General features: G+C 43.5%; 17 protein-coding genes and 1 tRNA gene. 3 read left to right on the forward strand and 15 right to left on the reverse strand.

Annotated elements, in window-relative coordinates:
• The 3 genes from NHH16_RS07385 to NHH16_RS07395 form a co-directional block, all read right to left on the reverse strand.
• Positions 1 to 244: RRXRR domain-containing protein (locus tag NHH16_RS07385; RefSeq protein WP_262068951.1), on the reverse strand; the 244-nt coding region annotated here is incomplete at its 3' end.
• A 286-nt stretch (positions 245 to 530) separates the two neighbouring features.
• A complete protein-coding gene (locus tag NHH16_RS07390) occupies positions 531 to 950 on the reverse strand; it encodes an acyl-CoA thioesterase (protein ID WP_262068952.1) in 420 nt (139 codons plus the stop codon).
• A gap of 243 nt (positions 951 to 1,193) precedes the next feature.
• Complete coding sequence (locus NHH16_RS07395; RefSeq protein ID WP_262068953.1) at positions 1,194 to 1,700, reverse strand: SEC-C metal-binding domain-containing protein; 507 nt, start codon at positions 1,698 to 1,700, stop codon at positions 1,194 to 1,196.
• An 88-nt stretch (positions 1,701 to 1,788) separates the two neighbouring features.
• Between NHH16_RS07395 and NHH16_RS07400 the strand changes: the two genes are divergently transcribed.
• Positions 1,789 to 2,019 carry a hypothetical protein gene (locus NHH16_RS07400; protein WP_262068954.1) on the forward strand — a complete coding sequence of 77 codons (231 nt, stop codon included), beginning with the start codon at positions 1,789 to 1,791 and terminating at the stop codon, positions 2,017 to 2,019.
• A 174-nt stretch (positions 2,020 to 2,193) separates the two neighbouring features.
• Here the strand turns inward: NHH16_RS07400 and NHH16_RS07405 are convergent, their stop codons facing one another.
• From NHH16_RS07405 to cls, 3 genes are all read right to left on the reverse strand, one after another.
• Positions 2,194 to 2,328 carry a hypothetical protein gene (locus NHH16_RS07405; RefSeq protein WP_262068955.1) on the reverse strand — a complete coding sequence of 45 codons (135 nt, stop codon included), beginning with the start codon at positions 2,326 to 2,328 and terminating at the stop codon, positions 2,194 to 2,196.
• 78 nt (positions 2,329 to 2,406) lie between these two features.
• Complete coding sequence (locus tag NHH16_RS07410) at positions 2,407 to 3,693, reverse strand: adenylosuccinate synthase (protein ID WP_262068956.1); 1,287 nt, start codon at positions 3,691 to 3,693, stop codon at positions 2,407 to 2,409.
• Between the two features lie 79 nt (positions 3,694 to 3,772).
• Entirely contained in the window at positions 3,773 to 5,335 is a 1,563-nt protein-coding gene (gene cls, locus NHH16_RS07415) for a cardiolipin synthase (RefSeq protein WP_262068957.1), read from the reverse strand.
• A gap of 121 nt (positions 5,336 to 5,456) precedes the next feature.
• Here cls and NHH16_RS07420 point away from each other — a divergent pair, with 121 nt between their 5' ends.
• Positions 5,457 to 5,663: a hypothetical protein gene (locus NHH16_RS07420; protein ID WP_262068958.1), complete on the forward strand. Its 207-nt coding sequence runs from the start codon at positions 5,457 to 5,459 to the stop codon at positions 5,661 to 5,663.
• 60 nt (positions 5,664 to 5,723) lie between these two features.
• On the opposite strand, the gene NHH16_RS07425 is transcribed toward NHH16_RS07420, so the two are convergent.
• Positions 5,724 to 7,391, reverse strand: coding sequence for a glutamine--tRNA ligase/YqeY domain fusion protein (locus NHH16_RS07425; protein WP_262068959.1), 1,668 nt, complete (start codon positions 7,389 to 7,391; stop codon positions 5,724 to 5,726).
• 119 nt (positions 7,392 to 7,510) lie between these two features.
• Between NHH16_RS07425 and NHH16_RS07430 the strand changes: the two genes are divergently transcribed.
• On the forward strand, positions 7,511 to 7,984 hold the full coding sequence (locus NHH16_RS07430; protein WP_262068960.1) for a MarR family winged helix-turn-helix transcriptional regulator: 474 nt from the start codon (positions 7,511 to 7,513) through the stop codon (positions 7,982 to 7,984).
• Positions 7,985 to 8,012: 28 nt separating this feature from the next.
• Here the strand turns inward: NHH16_RS07430 and ftsH are convergent, their stop codons facing one another.
• From ftsH to rlmB, 8 genes are all read right to left on the reverse strand, one after another.
• Positions 8,013 to 9,863 (reverse strand): ATP-dependent zinc metalloprotease FtsH, encoded by a 1,851-nt coding sequence (gene ftsH / locus NHH16_RS07435; RefSeq protein ID WP_262068961.1) that lies wholly within the window; start codon positions 9,861 to 9,863, stop codon positions 8,013 to 8,015.
• 5 nt (positions 9,864 to 9,868) lie between these two features.
• Positions 9,869 to 10,591, reverse strand: a complete 723-nt coding sequence (locus tag NHH16_RS07440; protein ID WP_262068962.1) for a hypothetical protein — start codon at positions 10,589 to 10,591, stop codon at positions 9,869 to 9,871.
• An 85-nt stretch (positions 10,592 to 10,676) separates the two neighbouring features.
• Entirely contained in the window at positions 10,677 to 11,120 is a 444-nt protein-coding gene (locus NHH16_RS07445; RefSeq protein WP_262068963.1) for an aconitase X swivel domain-containing protein, read from the reverse strand.
• On the reverse strand, positions 11,117 to 12,409 hold the full coding sequence (locus NHH16_RS07450; RefSeq protein ID WP_262068964.1) for an aconitase X catalytic domain-containing protein: 1,293 nt from the start codon (positions 12,407 to 12,409) through the stop codon (positions 11,117 to 11,119). The genes NHH16_RS07445 and NHH16_RS07450 overlap by 4 nt, the downstream gene beginning before the upstream one ends.
• Before the next feature lie 16 nt (positions 12,410 to 12,425).
• Positions 12,426 to 14,480 carry an oxidoreductase gene (locus NHH16_RS07455; RefSeq protein ID WP_262068965.1) on the reverse strand — a complete coding sequence of 685 codons (2,055 nt, stop codon included), beginning with the start codon at positions 14,478 to 14,480 and terminating at the stop codon, positions 12,426 to 12,428.
• A 129-nt stretch (positions 14,481 to 14,609) separates the two neighbouring features.
• Positions 14,610 to 14,682: transfer RNA gene (locus NHH16_RS07460), tRNA-Thr, on the reverse strand.
• A 55-nt stretch (positions 14,683 to 14,737) separates the two neighbouring features.
• Positions 14,738 to 16,045 carry a hemolysin family protein gene (locus NHH16_RS07465; protein ID WP_262068966.1) on the reverse strand — a complete coding sequence of 436 codons (1,308 nt, stop codon included), beginning with the start codon at positions 16,043 to 16,045 and terminating at the stop codon, positions 14,738 to 14,740.
• A complete protein-coding gene (gene rlmB, locus NHH16_RS07470; protein WP_262068967.1) occupies positions 16,046 to 16,789 on the reverse strand; it encodes a 23S rRNA (guanosine(2251)-2'-O)-methyltransferase RlmB in 744 nt (247 codons plus the stop codon).

Below are 16,789 nucleotides of genomic sequence, written 5' to 3' on the forward strand. Positions count from 1 at the left end.
GCTCTGTCTCCGAAGCATACAGCTCTTCGGTTTCAGTTGTGGCAGAAAGACCAACGGTCTTACTACCTGCATCTACTCCAAGAGCAATTGGTTGCGCATGAGTCGTGCTCTCATACATAAGTTGTATGGTAAACGGACAGCGTTTAACTACTTTTGCTTTACCTTCTCTAAGAAGGTGTTTTACTTTACCGTGCCTAGTGGTCGGCATAAGTGGCTGTCCTTCTCTGCTTATGACATAAACCATAAGACACTCCTTTCTGCAACTTAATGCATAACTCCGCCATTAGACGGTTAGTTGTTCTTCGCCAATGTTATATAAGGTTTTACGCATACAGCACGGTTCCTACCCATCAAAACTGTTTAACCATATGCCACAGAGCCGCAGACTAGAACAGGCATCCACGGGTGTCTATATATTCTTATATAACGTAGTCAGTTAAGACTTGGGCTAGTCAACAAGAGCTTTTAACAAGCTCCGTCCATAGAACTATGGGCGTGGTTTATTGACAATATATCGCTCCTCTTTTGTTTTATTTTTTCAGCTCCGCCAGAAACATCTGGTGGAAAGCTTCATTTGCTCTTTTAAGTGATACTAACTTGCCATTTTCCCCGATAAAACAGTGCTTTGTATAACCTGTACAACACACCTCTTTCGTCTCCTCATTAACAATCTCATAACTGACTGTCAGGCGGATCCCGTCATACTCTTCAATGGTCGTTCGAATCAATACGCTTTCGCCAAACTTAACCATTTTTAGATACTTGGCATTAGCTTCTAGAACCGGACTTATAATACCCTCCTCTTCCATCTTCGCATAGCCCATATCGCACCACTCCATAAACTCTACCCGGGCTTCTTCAAACCACCGGATATAATTGGAATGATGAACGACTCCCATTTGATCGGTTTCGTAATATTGTACCTTATGTTTGTAATCGTTTTTTAACATAAAAAAACACCCCCTGAGCATACTTAATACACTACAAGGGGCGATAATCTCGCGGTTCCACCCTATTTTTCACTTCATTTTGACGATAACGGCATCACCGGATTGGTTTACAATCACTCAGAGGTGGTCTTCACATAGTTCAGAATTGAAAAACTTCCAGCCAAGGTTTTTCTCTCTTTAAAGCCTTCCTATGCTACTCTTCTCTTCACAGTTTTATGCTTTCCATATATTATAGCACGGTTTCTATTTTCCGCAACATTTTTTATACTTCTTACCGCTTCCGCAAGGACAGGGATCGTTTCTACCGACTTTCTTTTCTTTACGAATGGTGGTGGATAACTTCTGCTCCTTATAAAGAGCAGCTCTTTCCTCTTCACTAAAAATCGGCTCCCATTGTGGTAACTCATATAACCAGTCGGCTTTTGCTGCTACCATGTTCTTATAAAGCTTCTCTTTATCGAAGGCTAGGCTTACTACGGTATCTTCCGTTGCCTTCTCTAAGTCATTTTCTTCCTTAAGGCTTTCGTTGATGCCGTCTAAAAAGCCCATCATCGTAATTGGCTTTTGACCGAATTTTTTAGCTAACTCTTTAACCGTACCTTTTACTTCTGTATCTGGCTCCTCTAAAAGCTCGGCATAGATATTTTTCTCTATTTCAAAATAATCGCTCCAGAACTTTTGTAGTGTCCCCTGGTCAGCGCCTTCGTTATATGCTATTTCATGCCATTGTTCTAATAATGATTTTGCCACGTCTATATTCTCCTCTTCGGTTTACATATTTTTCTTTCTCAATTATAATAGTATAAACTTAATCAATATGCAACCAAAAGGAGTACTTATGCTTGATAAACTGAAACGCGTTTTCGCCCTACTCGGCGCTATTATACTGCTAGCTATGTATGCTAACACTTTAATCTTCGCTTTGATGGATAGTCCTAAGAGTCAAGATCTCTTAAAAGCCTCCATCGCCTGTACCTTTATTATCCCTGTATTCTTATACGCCTATTCCCTGGTTTACCGAGTGATTAAGGAGAAGGAGAAAGATAAGTCCGACTCCGACGAAAAATAGAATGGAATGGGCTTTCCCGCTAATACAATAGAATTTGCTCTTGGCAAATTCTTGCGCCTTCGGCGTGTGCTGTTGCACAAAATTCCTAGCGCCGAAGTGCGCATTCCTAGCGGAGCGTTTTTAATTAGTGAGGAAAGTCCTCTGGACTTTCCTCACTAATTAAAAAGCAGGCGTTTACGCGCCTGCTCTTTGTGCTTCCCGTGTCATCAGAAGCTCATACATTTCATTATTTTGTCTTTCCTTGATTCGCTCAAGGTATTCTTCAATCGATATCGATTCTTTCTTTTGTTCTTTTTCCCCTGTAAACATTTTCAAACCCCTCCAATACATTTTACTCCATTCATCTTACTATAGTTTTGTTAAGAACATGTGGACTTCAACTAAAAATTATCTAAAGTTTCTAAAAATAATTTCATTTCTCCCCGGTCCATTGGAAATCAGACTAATTGGATAGCCGATTTGTTCTTCAATAAACTCAATATAATCCCGGCATTCTTGTGGCAACTTGTCGTACTCAGTGATTCCCCTAATATCACTTTTCCAACCTTTTAGCACCTTAATAACCGGCTTTGCCTTTTCTAATCTAACAGTCGTCGGAAACTCGGTGGTTACTTCGCCATCAATTTCATAACCGACACACACCGGAATCTCATCTAAATATCCCAGCACATCTAATACTGTGAACGCTACATCCGTAGTTCCCTGGATGCGACAGCCGTACTTGGACGCTACACAGTCAAACCATCCCATTCTTCTTGGACGTCCTGTCGTCGCACCATATTCACCGCCATCACCGCCGCGTCTTCTCAACTCGTCAGCTTCCTCACCAAATATCTCACTAACGAACGCGCCCGCACCAACTGCTGATGAATAGGCTTTACATACGGTAATTACCTGCTTAATCTCATAAGGCGGAATACCAGCACCGATACTGCCGTAACCGGCAAGAGTAGACGAAGACGTTACCATTGGGTAAATTCCGTGGTCTGGATCTTTAAGAGAACCTAACTGGCCCTCTAAGAGAATTTCTTTCCCTTCTTTAATTGCATCTTCTAAAAAGAGTGAAGTATCGCAGACAAAAGGCTCTACCATCTTCTTGTATTCCATTAACTCCTGATATAGACTATCGGCCGAAATGGTCGGTTTCTTATATAGGTGTTCTAATAATACGTTCTTTTGCTCAGCCACCCGAGCTGTCTTTTCTCGTAAATACTCTTCGCTTCCGAAAAGCTCGCTTACTTGAAAACCAATTTTCGCATATTTATCCGAATAAAATGGGGCGATGCCCGATTTTGTCGAACCAAAAGATTGCTTACCTAAACGCTCCTCTTCATAAGCATCAAAATTCTTGTGATAACTCATGACGATCTGCGCTCTATCAGATACCAGAATCTTCGGGGTTGGCACACCTTCTTTTACAATCGAAGATACTTCCTCAAACAGTACCGGAATATCTAGGGCAACTCCATTTCCGATGATGCTCGTTGTGTGATCGCAAAATACACCTGATGGCAATGTATGAAGTGCAAATTTACCATAATCATTTATAATTGTGTGTCCAGCATTGGCTCCACCTTGAAAACGAATGACAATATCTGCCTTTGTTGCTAACATATCAGTGATCTTGCCCTTACCTTCGTCACCCCAGTTTGCACCTACTACCGCTTTTACCATGCCCTATTCCTCCTATTACTGTACTTTTACCGCAACCTCTATTATATTACAAGATATGGGAAAAGTCTATTGATTTTTCCTACATAAGCGGTGCCAAAAGACGTAACACTTTACCCACCAAAATCCGGAAAACATTACGCTTATCCACCTCTATCAAGCTAACTTTGTGACAGCGCTTTAGTGTATCCTGAAAATCATCTTCAATGCGCAGCACTTCGGGATGATCATAGATAAACGCACCACACTCAAAATGCAAGTATAGGCCGCGATAATCTAAGTTTACCGTACCCACTGTTGCAGTATCATCATCACTTACAAAGATTTTCGCATGCACAAACCCTGGATTAAACTCATAAATCTGCACACCTGCGGTAATCAGCTCCTTATAGTACGTCTTCGCCACCGCATACGCATACCATTTATCTGGCACGTGAGGCATCATGATAATTACCTCGATGCCACTTTTTGACGCCCGCGTCAAAGTAGTAATCATCTCGTTATCGAGAATTAAATACGGCGTCATGATATGAACGTATTTTTTGGCATGATTAATAATGTGAAAATAGACTTCTTCGCCGACATTCTCGTTATCAAAAGGCGTATCCCCATACGGGATTACGTAACCGCTACTTCGCTGCCACCCTTTTTGGCGAGGTAGCAAGTACTTATCATACTTCTCCTCTACTCCTGAAGTCAGTTCCCACATCTCAAGAAACATGGTAGTAAAGCTGTTCACCGCCTCACCGGTAAACATTGCCGCTGTATCCTTCCAGTAACCAAACCGATTGATATGATTAATGTACTCATCCGCTAAGTTAATGCCCCCAGTAAAGCCGTACTTCCCGTCAATGACTAAAATTTTGCGATGGTCTCTATTATTCTGAATACTTGATAAAAATGGGGTTAACTTGCCCACCACGTGGCACTTAATACCACAAGCTTCTAATTCCCGGTTGTAATGCCATGGCAGCGTTGTCAGTGTTCCCATACCATCGTAGAGCACGCGCACTTCTACACCTTCAGCCACTTTTTTCTTAAGGATATCAAGAATGGTATCCCACATTAGGCCTTCGGTGATGATAAAGTACTCCAAAAAAATAAACTTCTTCGCCTCTCGTAGGCGAATTTTCATCTCTTCAAATTTTGTTTCCCCATTGGGAAAATACTTTACTTCCGTATTTTTATACGTGGGATAGCCAACCTGCTTATATAAATAATGAGCAAGCAACGTATTAGCCGGCTTATTCTCCCACATTTCCCCTACCGCTTCCGTATCCTGGGACAGATATTTCCTAGTCTCAAGATGAATGACCGCCAACCGATTGCTGATTCTATAGGTTCCCGGTTGCATTTTTGTAAATAGATAAAACAACACACCAACTACCGGGAAAACAAGGATCAATAACACCCATGTCATCTTAAAGGCAGGGTTTCCAGGACTATTAATCAAGTGAACAATGGCAAAGGCCTCAATCACAATAATCAAACCATAGATTAAAGGTAAAAATTCCCGTAAATAATAAACCGAGCCAACCAAAATCAGAATTTGCACAATTAGTAACGCTGCAATGATGCCAATTCTGCTAAAGATCACTCGGGTAATTCCTTTTTTTGCTCTTGTCTGTGTTTCCTGTACCTTCATACCATCTCCTAGCAATTCTTCTTCGTCACTATTCTAACATAATCATTTTTTCTTCTCAACTGTTGTAAAATAAGAAAAAAAAGGCTACAATAAGAACAGAAAAGAAAAGGGGGCCTTGAGTATGAAGAAATTTTTCAAATTTATGATTAAGTTATTAGCGGTAGCAACGGCGGTGATGGCGGCGATTTATTTTGTACGTACATACCTAATGGCAAATGATACTAAAGAATTCGTAGACGACTTCGATGATTTAGACTTTGAGCTCGATAACGATTTGAAAGCCCCTGAGCGCGAGTACGTTGATATTACTCCAGAAAAAAGCGAATAACAAAAGCTGTTATAAAAAAGCTGTGACCATTTTTTAGCGGTCACAGCTTTTTTCGCATATTTATTGTTTTGGCAATCTGAAACTGCTCTTTAGCGATACAATTCGGTTAAAGACAGGCTGACCTGGCTTAGAGTCTTTCGAATCCACACAGAAAAAGCCATTTCTAACAAACTGGAAGCTGTCTAATGGCGATACCTCCATTAACGCTGGCTCTACCAGGGCGTTTTCAAGCACCTGGAGCGAATCAGGATTGATATTTAGACTACCATCTTCATTCGTTGCCCCTACTTCATCATCAATCAAGTTTTCATATAGTCGCACTTCTACTTGCTTAGCATGAGCTGCACTTACCCAGTGAATCGTGCCTTTTACCTTCCGACCGGTAAAACCGCTGCCACTCTTTGTCTCGGGATCGTACGTACAGTGAATCTCGGTCACCTTACCTGTCTCATCACAAGTATAATCCACACAAGTAACGAAATAAGCACCCATTAGACGGACTTCATTGCCTGGGAACAGGCGGAAGTATTTCTTCGGTGGTTCGATCATAAAGTCTTCTCGCTCAATATAGAGTTCTCTACCAAACGCTACTTCTCTTTCGCCAAGTTCCGGATTCTCCAAGTTATTGGGAATAGAAAGTAACTCTTCCTGACCTGCTGGATAATTATCGATAATGACTTTTACTGGATCGAGAATGGCCATCATTCGCGCTCTCTTCGTCTTTAAATCTTCTCTAATACAGTATTCAAGCATCGCTGAGTCCACCACGCTGTTAGCTTTGGCAACGCCTACCATTTTCACAAACTCACCAATCGCTTCTGGTGTATATCCCCGGCGACGCAGGGCCGAAATCGTCACTAGACGCGGATCATCCCAGCCATCCACAATTTTCTCATCTACTAAGCGCTTGATAAAACGCTTGCCCATAATCGTATTGGTTAAATTTAGCTTGGCAAACTCGATTTGTCTAGGTGCGGGATTGAACTCGCACTCTCTCACAAACCAATCGTACAAAGGTCGATGATCTTCAAATTCTAGTGTACAGATCGAATGGGTAATCCCTTCTATCGCATCTTCTAGAGGGTGAGCAAAATCGTACATCGGATAGATACACCAAGCATCCCCCGTGTTGTGATGAGATATGTGAGCCACTCGGTAAATAACCGGATCACGCATATTCATATTCGGTGAAGCCATATCGATCTTCGCCCGTAAAACCCGCTCACCGTCTTTGTACTTACCGGCCTTCATCTCTTCAAAAAGCTTCTTGTTCTCTTCAATACTTCTATTTCTAAAAGGAGAGTCCTTCCCTGGTGTCGTCAGCGTCCCGCGGTATTCACGAATCTCCGCTGCTGAAAGCTCATCCACATAGGCTAGCCCCTTATCGATAAGAAGCAGCGCACATTCGTACATTTTATCAAAATAATCTGAGGCAAAGTGAAGGTGATCTTTAAAATCGATTCCTAGCCACGTAATGTCTTCTTTAATTGAATCAACGTATTCCACATCCTCTTTAATCGGATTCGTATCATCAAAACGCAGATGAAATGTTCCCTCATATTGTTTTGACAAACCAAAGTTTAAAAGCGCCGACTTGGCATGTCCGATGTGTAAGTAGCCATTTGGCTCTGGTGGAAAACGGGTACACACCTCTTTATACACACCCTTTTCTAAATCTTTATCAATTTCTACTTCAATAAAATTTCTTGATACTACTTCTTCTGACACAGCCTACCTCCCACAATATAATCGAATTCGTCTATCAATTATAGCAGTTTGCAAACTAATTGAAAAGCCCCTTAAAATCTTGTATACTCATTATGAGAATCAACGAAAAGGAGTTTGTCATGGATTATTCAAAAGATCAATTTATCTATTCACTTATGCGCTTTAAAAAATCAATGGTAAACCTCTCTACCGAATGCGAAATGCAGATGAACGAATTGGCGATTTTAAGTACCATTGTGGGTAATTGCAGCGCCAAAGGCGAAGGGACAAACCTTGATGTTCACGATATTCAAATCAAGCTGCAAATCACCAAGCCTGCTGTCTCCTATATTTTAAATACACTGGAAAAAAAGAACTATATTAAAAGAGAAATCGATCCTAAAGATCGGCGCAAACTCTCGATTACCGCTACGAAAGAGGGTTGTGAGGCAGAAAAGGCCTTTGCCAAAACCTACGACCAAGCCTGGAATACCATTATCGCTCGCTTTGGCGAAGATGACATGAAGACATTAATCACATTACTTGGACGGCTAAACGATATTTGCGAGGAATTTTCCACCGACAAGTTTTGTAACGACAAAAATAAGACCTAGCCAAAAGCAGGTCTTATTTTTATGAATTCTATGCAACTTGCGTGTTTTCCTTTAATAGTTCCATAAACTCTTCACCGGTAAGGTTTTCCTTTTCGATTAGATATTCAGAAATCCGCGTAAGTGAACTATGGTTTTCCTCTAATAGACGGGTAGCCTCTTGTTGACACGCCTCGATTAACTGGCGCACCTCTTCATCTACTAAGGCCGTGGTTTGTTCTGAACACGTCGTCACGTCTCGCCCATCTAAATATTGACTACTAGAGCTCTCTAGTCCCATCGAACCAAACTTCTCACTCATACCATACTGGGTAATCATCTTTCTTGCCAGTTCGGTAGCCCGTTCAATATCATTTGATGCCCCGGTAGTAATGTCTCCAAACTCTACAACTTCCGCTGCCCGACCACCAAGTAAGGTCATAATCTGTCCCTTCAGTTCACTCCGCGTATAAAGATAACGCTCTTCTTCTGGGGCATTCATTGTATAACCTAAGGCTCCCATAGTTCGGGGAACAATAGTAATCTTTTGCACTGGCTGAGCTTTCTTCTGCAAGGCCGATACCATTGCATGACCCACTTCATGAAAGGCCACCATCCGCTTTTCTTGAGGATTCAGAATCCTCCCTTTCTTTTCCTTACCTGCAATCACCTCTTCTACCGCTACTAGAAGGTCGCTATGGGTAATCGCGTGATGTCCCTCTTTTACCGCATGGAGCGCCGCCTCATTGATCATGTTGGCTAAGTCGGCACCGGTAGCACCACTTGTAGCTAATGCAATTCCGTCAAAATCCACGTCATCACTCACTAATACCTTCGCTGCATGCACCTTTAGGATACTCTTTCTGCCTGGCAAATCAGGACGATCGACAATCACTCGGCGATCAAAACGTCCCGGGCGCAGTAACGCTTGGTCAAGAATCTCAGGGCGGTTAGTCGCCGCAAGTACCAGGATTCCTTTGCCGGATTCAAAGCCGTCCATCTCGGACAGCAATTGATTCAGCGTCTGCTCTCTTTCATCATTTCCGCCAAGGGCATTATCCCGACGTTTACCAATGGCATCAATCTCATCGATAAAAACAATACAGGGAACATTTTTAGCCGCATTTTGAAACAAGTCCCGCACCCGGCTAGCACCAACACCTACAAACATTTCCACAAACTCCGAACCCGACAGATGGAAAAAGGGAACTTTTGCCTCACCAGCTACAGCCTTTGCTAGAAGCGTCTTACCCGTTCCCGGTGGACCCACTAATAAGGCTCCTTTGGGCTGTTTGGCACCAATTCGGGCATACTTTTCGGGATCGTGTAGATAATCCACCATCTCCATCAAACTCTCTTTGGCTTCATCCTGACCCGCCACATCGCGAAAAGTAACTCCCGTTTGCTCTTCTACACTATACATCTTGGCTTTTGACTTGCCGACGGCCCCCATACCGCCCATCATGCCACCTTCTCCGCCCGATCTGCGCATGGCACCACGTATCATCAAGACGTAAAAGCCGATTAGCAATAAAAAGGGCAACACGGAGATAAGCACGGATAGCAAGGTATTACTTCGATTAATGGTCTGAGTAAAATCCACATTGTTTGCCGTTAGCGTTTCTACTAATTTAGGATTGTCCATCGCCCCGGTCACGTATTCTTTATTCTTTTCGCCTTCGAGAACGTAACGTATTTCCGACTCGTTAATCTCGGCCTTAGCTACTTTGCCAGCTTCCACCTGTCTTAAAAACTCGCTATAACTCACTTCATTACGGCTAGACATAACGCCTGGAAATAGAATGCTGCCGAGAAGAACTAGCATAAGTCCAAGAGAAAACCAACGAAAGATACCTCCTTGTCGTCGCTTTTCTGGTTTTGATTCATTCGGTGTATTCTTCATACTCCTTAAAACCTCCTTCTTCTGCTACTATCAATGGTTACAAAGGCGCCACCACCGGTGGTCGTCGCTAACCAACGTTCAAGGTCAATTTCCGTGCGCTCACCTTGGTCATACATGGTCACCTTAGAGACCGATTCCAGACCGATTAAGGTAACCCAGTGCCAGTTATCGAGATTGTGCAAAGCCCCATTGGAAAGGTTAAGAAAAGCCACTGGTCGATTACTGGCAAATGCTTCTTTTAAAAATCCTTCTAGTTCCTGTACTGTCGGTCGCGTGGCCACCTCCTTAGGCACTTCTAATGTCTGAGTTTTAATCCGGTATCCCCGGTCCCGTCCAAAACGAGTCACGCCTTTTGTAAAGGTAGAGGCCTTATCCACTCCACGCAGCCCCGGTGTCACATAGCGCCATAACGCTTCCATTAACCGTATCATATCCGCCTTCTTCGTCCCATCTCCAGCAAAAAGTAGTTGCCCTTCTGGTCTTGTTGCCGCTAAATACCACAGTAGGTTTGCTGCCGCTGTCGGCCCGCACCCGCTCATCCGCTGTAACCAAGATGAGTACCATTCTTGGTGGGCTCCATAAGAGACGCTGGCCTCTTCATCGATATGTAAAAGTTCCGGTTCCTCAATCATCATTTTCGTTTCTGTAATTGTCTTAATATCGTCCACCTTCTTTTTATCTTTTTTAAATGTTAACCTCATAATAATTAAACATTTAACTATTGTCAATGAATCATCCGCAGTTCACCAAAAGTTCAAAAAAAAGAGAACTGTTTAGGAAACAGCTCTCTTCCCTTTCACTTATTATTAATTATCACTTTACTTCTACCACACCATCTTCTTTGATTTCGATTAGCATACCATCTTTTACGAAATCGAGAAAGTCCTTTCCCAAAGAATCAATAACGGGCATCTTCACCTCGTCTAACCACACATCTGCGAGAATCGCCCCCGCTCCTGCGAGAGAATCGATTGGTTCTGAAAAAAGCATACACGCAGGTTGGCGCTTCATCGCACAAGCACAATATAATACTAAGCCGCCTGTGGTAGAGCCAATGGTTTGCGGGAGGCAAAGAGCCTTTCCTGCCATCTCTTTCCCATATAAATCGGTGTTGTTTTGGTCGCCACACGTGGCCATCTTATCACCAAACTGTAACGCTTTTTGAAAAGAAGCCAAGGTATTCACGCCTCCCCGAGATACCAGTGCCGGTGCACTTATCAATCCCGGAGTTACGACTCTGCCATGAAAACTCTTCATAAGGCTCCCCCCTTTCCGCTGATTTTTTGCAGAATTTCTTCGTCTGTATAGTATCTAGCGCTAGTATAAGTACGAAGTTTATTGCTCGATGTAATAATTGGCATCTTAGTACTTAGCGGGTTGTTCATATACATCAGCGGACAGATGTAAGAGAGGATGATTCCTGTGTTTTTTAGCCGAGTAGCGTATTCTGTTTCCGAGAATTTCTTTATCACCGCCGGCGCCGAAGTAAATACCGTGGGAATCACTACCTTTTTATTCCCTGACTCTAAAAGCCCTGCCTCTACTTTTTCTGTCCAGCTGATAAGCTGGTTGAAACTCATATGAGGACAGCCCATAAAACATAGCTTCGGCTTGTCCTCTTTGTTCTTCCAAATCACTGGATAGCTGTCATAGACCCGCTGCAGTTCCTCGTCATCAATGACATAGGTTTTAGCGCCATCTTTAATAAGTCCCCGCTTTTCCTGCCTTGCTTCGGGCGTAATCCCTTCTACATGATACAAGCCCACCGCTCCATTTGAAGCAGTGGCCGCTCCCATATCTTTCAAATACGTTTTGGCGGCTTCATCGGGTTCTCCTAGCCAAGTATCCAGTCCGACAATGTAGGGAACCTCCTCCATTACTTTCATCCCGATGGCCGAGCCAAGAAGCTGAGCTTCCGGCTTTTTCGTCGTCTTAATCTCAATCATCCAATCCGCTTTACGTCCTTCATCTGTAAGTAGCCCAAAATACGGAACGTAGCCTACAACCGCACCCATCAAGTCAATAATACCGGAATTGCGATTACACCTTGCTCCTAATACTGAGTTCGCATAGACTACTGCCGAGGATTCCGACCAAGATAAGATTTCGCCTTGCTTTGGTGTGTTTCCGACTTCATCCAAATAGCAAGCACAAGTAAAGGCATCTTTCTCCAGTAGACCCAGTTTATTAAGTTGCTCCTCGTAGAAATCCTGCTTGCTATACATAAAATGCTTGAAAACGATATTTTGAATAAAGGAACTGGGCACATTGCTATCTAGGGGTCTTGGATCAACGGTGAATTTCTGTTCGGAGATACAGTCTTCGCGAATCAACTTATCCATCAAATCATAAACCGGACCTAACGCTTTTAGGCCAAAGGATGTAACCAAGTGATTATACTTGCTCGTAACAGGAACCATCTCGGTAGCCTCAAATAACTCCCCGTAACGGATCATCGTCTCCATTACCTTGGCCTTTATCTCGCCCTCGCTTCCCTTTAGAATATCCGCTTGCGCTTCTGTTAGTTTCATCTTATAATTCGTCATCTTTTATCGCCCCCTTTCAGACCTTCATGGCCGCTTCGTAGGCGCTCCAGATAACAGAACGCAAATTACCAACCTTCAAGCAGTCGCCTACTAACTTAGCTCCCTTACCTTCAGCTGGCTCTGGATTCGCGATATACCCGGCTGAGCTTATCACAGTATCACAATCAATTTTAATCTCATTGCCCGCTTTCGTTTGGCAAGTTATACCTGTATCCGTTACCTCCTTAAGAGTAGTGTCCAAATATACCGGGACTTTATGAAGGGCAAACCATTCTCGAAGATAGGAACTATTAGCTAAACAGACGCCCTTCTGAGAAATTAAGTCATCCTTCATCTCGACAATGCTCGTTTCCTTCCCTTCTAAAGCGAGTTCATAGGCGATCTCACAACCGGTTAAGCCGCCGCCCACTACCACCACTGACTGACCTACAGGAGCACCATTTAGATAGTCACAAGCTTCAATCATCTTCTCATGACCGGGAACACTCTTTAGAATTCTTGGAATCGCACCAGTGGCGATAATAACTTCCTCACTGCCAAACTCATTAAGGCTCTGAATCTCCCGTCCTAAGTGAACTTCGATATTCAGGGTCTCCATCTGTCGTCGATACCAAGCTAGCAAATCGCGAAGCTTATCCTTATAAGACTCCGCACTGGCAGGAATAAACGTCCCGCCCAAAACTTCCGCTTTCTCATAAATAATCGGTTCATGCCCTCTTAGCTTTAACACCCGTGCGGTTTCCATGCCACCAATGCCACCCCCAATAATGTGTACTTTCTTAGGAGTCGTAGTCTTCGTAAGGTGATGCTTATCCCATTGCATCACTTCGGCATTCACCGCACATCTTGCCAAATGCAGGCTATCGGATAAATCTTGATCGTTAGGAACGCCCTTATAGTGACACATATTAAAACAACCGTTATGGCACAAAATACAAGGGCGAATATCCTCTTCCCGGTCTTCGATCGTCTTTGTGAGCCACTGAGTATCCGCTAAGAACGGACGCGCGAAGCCCGCGCCATCAATTTTCCCTGCGGCTACTGCTTCCGCTGCCGTATAAATATCCATACGTCCCGCACACACTACCGGAATATCCACATACTTTTTGATATGCTTAACATCTGCCAAATTACAGTTTTCTGGCATATAAATTGGCGGATGCGCCCAGTACCACGCATCATACGTGCCATTGTCACAGTTGAGCATATCATAACCTGCATCTTGAAGATATTTTGCCGCCTTCTCTGACTCTGCCATATCTCGACCTACTTCGACAAACTCTTCACCAGGTAATGCTCCTTCCCTAAAGCCCTTAGTCATAGAACGCACACTATACCTAAGTGACACTGGAAAGTCCGCACCGCACGCCTTTTTAATCGCTTGCACTATCTCAACGGCAAAGCGGTAACGATTTTCAAAAGAACCGCCGTATTGGTCTGTACGATGATTGACGTATTTGAAGGTAAACTGATCAAGCAGATACCCTTCATGTACCGCGTGAATCTCGACGCCGTCGACCCCTGCGTACTGAAGCAACTTCGCCGTTTTCGCAAAGGCCTCTACAAACTCCTGAATCTCCGCCACCGTCATCTCCCTTGAAGGCACCTTATCCGACCAGCGATTTGGTGAAGCACTAGGAGCGGCTGTAATCTTATCAAGGTCCATGAAAGGTTTTGATAGAACTCTCAAGGCTTTGTTCGTATAAAGAGTCTCCATCAACTTACTAATTGTAAACGATCTACCAAAGCCAGCGGTTAACTGTACAAATAGCTTTGCTCCTGTTTTGTGAAATTCCGGCATCCAGGCTTTCAAATCCTCATACATTTTTTCGTTCTTATAAAGCCACTGTCCGAACATCGGGTTATACACCGGTTGGCATCCAGGTAATACCAAGCCCGCGTGATTCTTGGCCACATCCATAATAAATCTGGAACCGACCTTGTCAAAGTGGTTCTTTTCCATCCAACCTAAAAGATTGGTTCCCCCCATGGACGTTAATACAATCCGGTTCTTAATCTCACAATTCCCGATTTGCCATGGTGTGAATAATGGGTTTAGTCTCTGATCCATCTTCATGCCTCCTTTTTAGCTCTCGGTTAATAGAGTTCCGCCTATATTTGACTAAATTATATCAAATATATCGAATAATAACCAGAAAAAAAGGGCCTACGATTTCTCGTAAACCCTTGCACATTTAAAAGCTGCCAAGCGGACTTGAACCGCCGACCTCCGCCTTACCAAGGCGACGCTCTACCTACTGAGCCATGGCAGCATATAAGGCAAACTGCAAGATATAATATACCGTAGCCAGTCTACCCTTGTCAATGCTATTTTTCTATTTTCTCGATTTTTTTCGTAATTGTTTCCATGATCCGATGACTTTCCACATCCTTAACCTGAATCACAAGGTTGTTGGTCTCAAAAATAAAGCTTTCATGGTCCTCAGGTATACGATCGATTTCTTTAAGAATAAAGCCACCGAAGGTATCGTAATCTCCCTCTGGAAGCTCTATATCAAGAGCCTTTTCCACGGACTGAATATCCGCTGCCCCTTGGATAATCCATTCATTTTCCGAGCGCTGCTCAATTTCTTGTGGCTGAACCTCTTCCTGCAAATCATAAAGGTTACCAACCAGCTCTTCCACTAGATCATGAAGGGTAATGATTCCCGTTAGACCACCGTATTCGTCTAAGACGACGGCAAAATAAAGGCGGGTGTCTTGCATTTTGCGGAAGAGCACATTAGCTTTCATTGTCTCCGGCACAAAATGTGGCTTTTCAAGAGCCTCTGTCAGCGCTTTTTCCTTCGTCCGCTCCTTTAGGCGAAAATAAGTCTTTGTATTGAGAATGCCGATTATATTCTCCCGATTTTCTTTAAAGACCGGGTAATTGGTGTGATGACTCTCATAGATTACTTCATCCCAGGCCGCTAAGTCTTCATCGGCATCCAATAGCAGCGTATCCGTTCGGTGGGTACAGATCTGCTCTACGTCCATATCATCAAACTCAAAGACATTTTCGATAAAATTCGTTTCTTCAGAATCGATATTCCCCTGAGAGCGGCTTTCTAGCACTAACATCCGAATCTCTTCTTCGGTAACCTGCTCCCCTTCTTCATTAGGGTTGATACCTAGGAGACGCAGGACCCCATTGGTAGACTTGGTCAAGATAAATACTAACGGAGCAAATACTTTCGCTACCCCATAAAGCAAACCCGACATTCCTAGCGCCATCGACTCGGTTTTCTTCATGGCAATTCGCTTAGGTACTAATTCACCAAAAACCAAGGTAAAGTAAGATAACACCAGCGTAATCACCACCACGGCAATGGTATTTAAAACAGAGCGAGGAATCCCTACTCCAAGGCCAATTAGACCATCGGCTAAAGGTCCTGCAAAGCTATCGGCGGCAAACGCACTGCCTAAGAGTCCTGCTAAAGTAATAGCCACCTGAATAGTCGCCAAGAACTTAGCCGGCTGTTCGGTTAAAGCAAATAGGCGCTGGGCTCTCTTATCACCTTTTTCTGACATGTTTTTAAGCTTTGTTTCATTCATAGAAATCACGGCAATCTCCGCGCTAGCAAAAATCGCATTTAAAAAAATCAGAACAATTTGCAGAATTAACGGTGCAATCATTTATTTTCGACCTCCCAAACGCTGTCTAACAATCTCATAAGCTAATATTCCCGTCGCCACTGAGGCATTCAAAGAGTCAATTTGCCCTTGCATGGGAATCTGGGCAAGAAAATCACAGTTTTCTTTGACCAATCTTCCCAGTCCTTCCCCTTCATTACCAATTACTAAGCCGATCGGTCCTGTTAAGTTCTGGCGATACATGACCTCACCGGTCATATCTGCCCCCACAAACCACAAACCCTTTTCTTTTAGTTCTTTCATCGTCTGGACTAAGTTAGTTACCTTGGCCACCGGCGTATAGTTAAGAGCCCCTGCCGAAGTCCTCGCTACTACTCCTGTCAGTCCTGCGGCTCTTCGCTTCGGAATAATGACTCCGTGAGCCCCGGCTTGATTGGCGGTTCGGATAATGGCTCCTAAGTTATGAGGGTCTTCGATTTCGTCCAAAAGAATAAGAAACGGATCTTCTTCTCGCTCTTTTGCAAGAGCTAGCATATCCTCTACGCTTCCGTACTCGTAAGCTGCCACATAGGCGATTACTCCTTGGTGTTTTCCCGTTTCTGACATCCCGTTTAGGCGATCTTTCGTTACAAAATTTAGAATTACATCTCGCTTTTTCGCTTCCCGAACAATGGTCTGTAAGGGACCTTCATGGCTACCTTCTAAGATAAACACCTTATCCACTGGCTTATCTGCTCGTAGCGCCTCTAAGACCGGATTACGGCCTTCTATTTTCGAATCATTCAC

The organism is Ohessyouella blattaphilus, from assembly GCF_024721265.1.
Taxonomy (GTDB): Bacteria; Bacillota; Clostridia; order Lachnospirales; family Lachnospiraceae; genus Aequitasia; species Aequitasia blattaphilus_A.

Excerpts from the sequence above, each read along its gene's own strand:
- NHH16_RS07450 (WP_262068964.1), bottom strand. The coding sequence starts at position 12,409 with ATGACGAATTATAAGATGAAACTAACAGAAGCGCAAGCGGATATTCTA.
- NHH16_RS07465 (WP_262068966.1), bottom strand. The coding sequence starts at position 16,045 with ATGATTGCACCGTTAATTCTGCAAATTGTTCTGATTTTTTTAAATGCG.
- NHH16_RS07430 (WP_262068960.1), top strand. The coding sequence starts at position 7,511 with ATGGATTATTCAAAAGATCAATTTATCTATTCACTTATGCGCTTTAAA.
- NHH16_RS07455 (WP_262068965.1), bottom strand. The coding sequence starts at position 14,480 with ATGGATCAGAGACTAAACCCATTATTCACACCATGGCAAATCGGGAAT.
- NHH16_RS07410 (WP_262068956.1), bottom strand. The coding sequence starts at position 3,693 with ATGGTAAAAGCGGTAGTAGGTGCAAACTGGGGTGACGAAGGTAAGGGC.
- NHH16_RS07400 (WP_262068954.1), top strand. The coding sequence starts at position 1,789 with ATGCTTGATAAACTGAAACGCGTTTTCGCCCTACTCGGCGCTATTATA.
- NHH16_RS07405 (WP_262068955.1), bottom strand. The coding sequence starts at position 2,328 with ATGTTTACAGGGGAAAAAGAACAAAAGAAAGAATCGATATCGATTGAA.
- cls (WP_262068957.1), bottom strand. The coding sequence starts at position 5,335 with ATGAAGGTACAGGAAACACAGACAAGAGCAAAAAAAGGAATTACCCGA.
- NHH16_RS07390 (WP_262068952.1), bottom strand. The coding sequence starts at position 950 with ATGTTAAAAAACGATTACAAACATAAGGTACAATATTACGAAACCGAT.
- ftsH (WP_262068961.1), bottom strand. The coding sequence starts at position 9,863 with ATGAAGAATACACCGAATGAATCAAAACCAGAAAAGCGACGACAAGGA.
- NHH16_RS07420 (WP_262068958.1), top strand. The coding sequence starts at position 5,457 with ATGAAGAAATTTTTCAAATTTATGATTAAGTTATTAGCGGTAGCAACG.
- NHH16_RS07445 (WP_262068963.1), bottom strand. The coding sequence starts at position 11,120 with ATGAAGAGTTTTCATGGCAGAGTCGTAACTCCGGGATTGATAAGTGCA.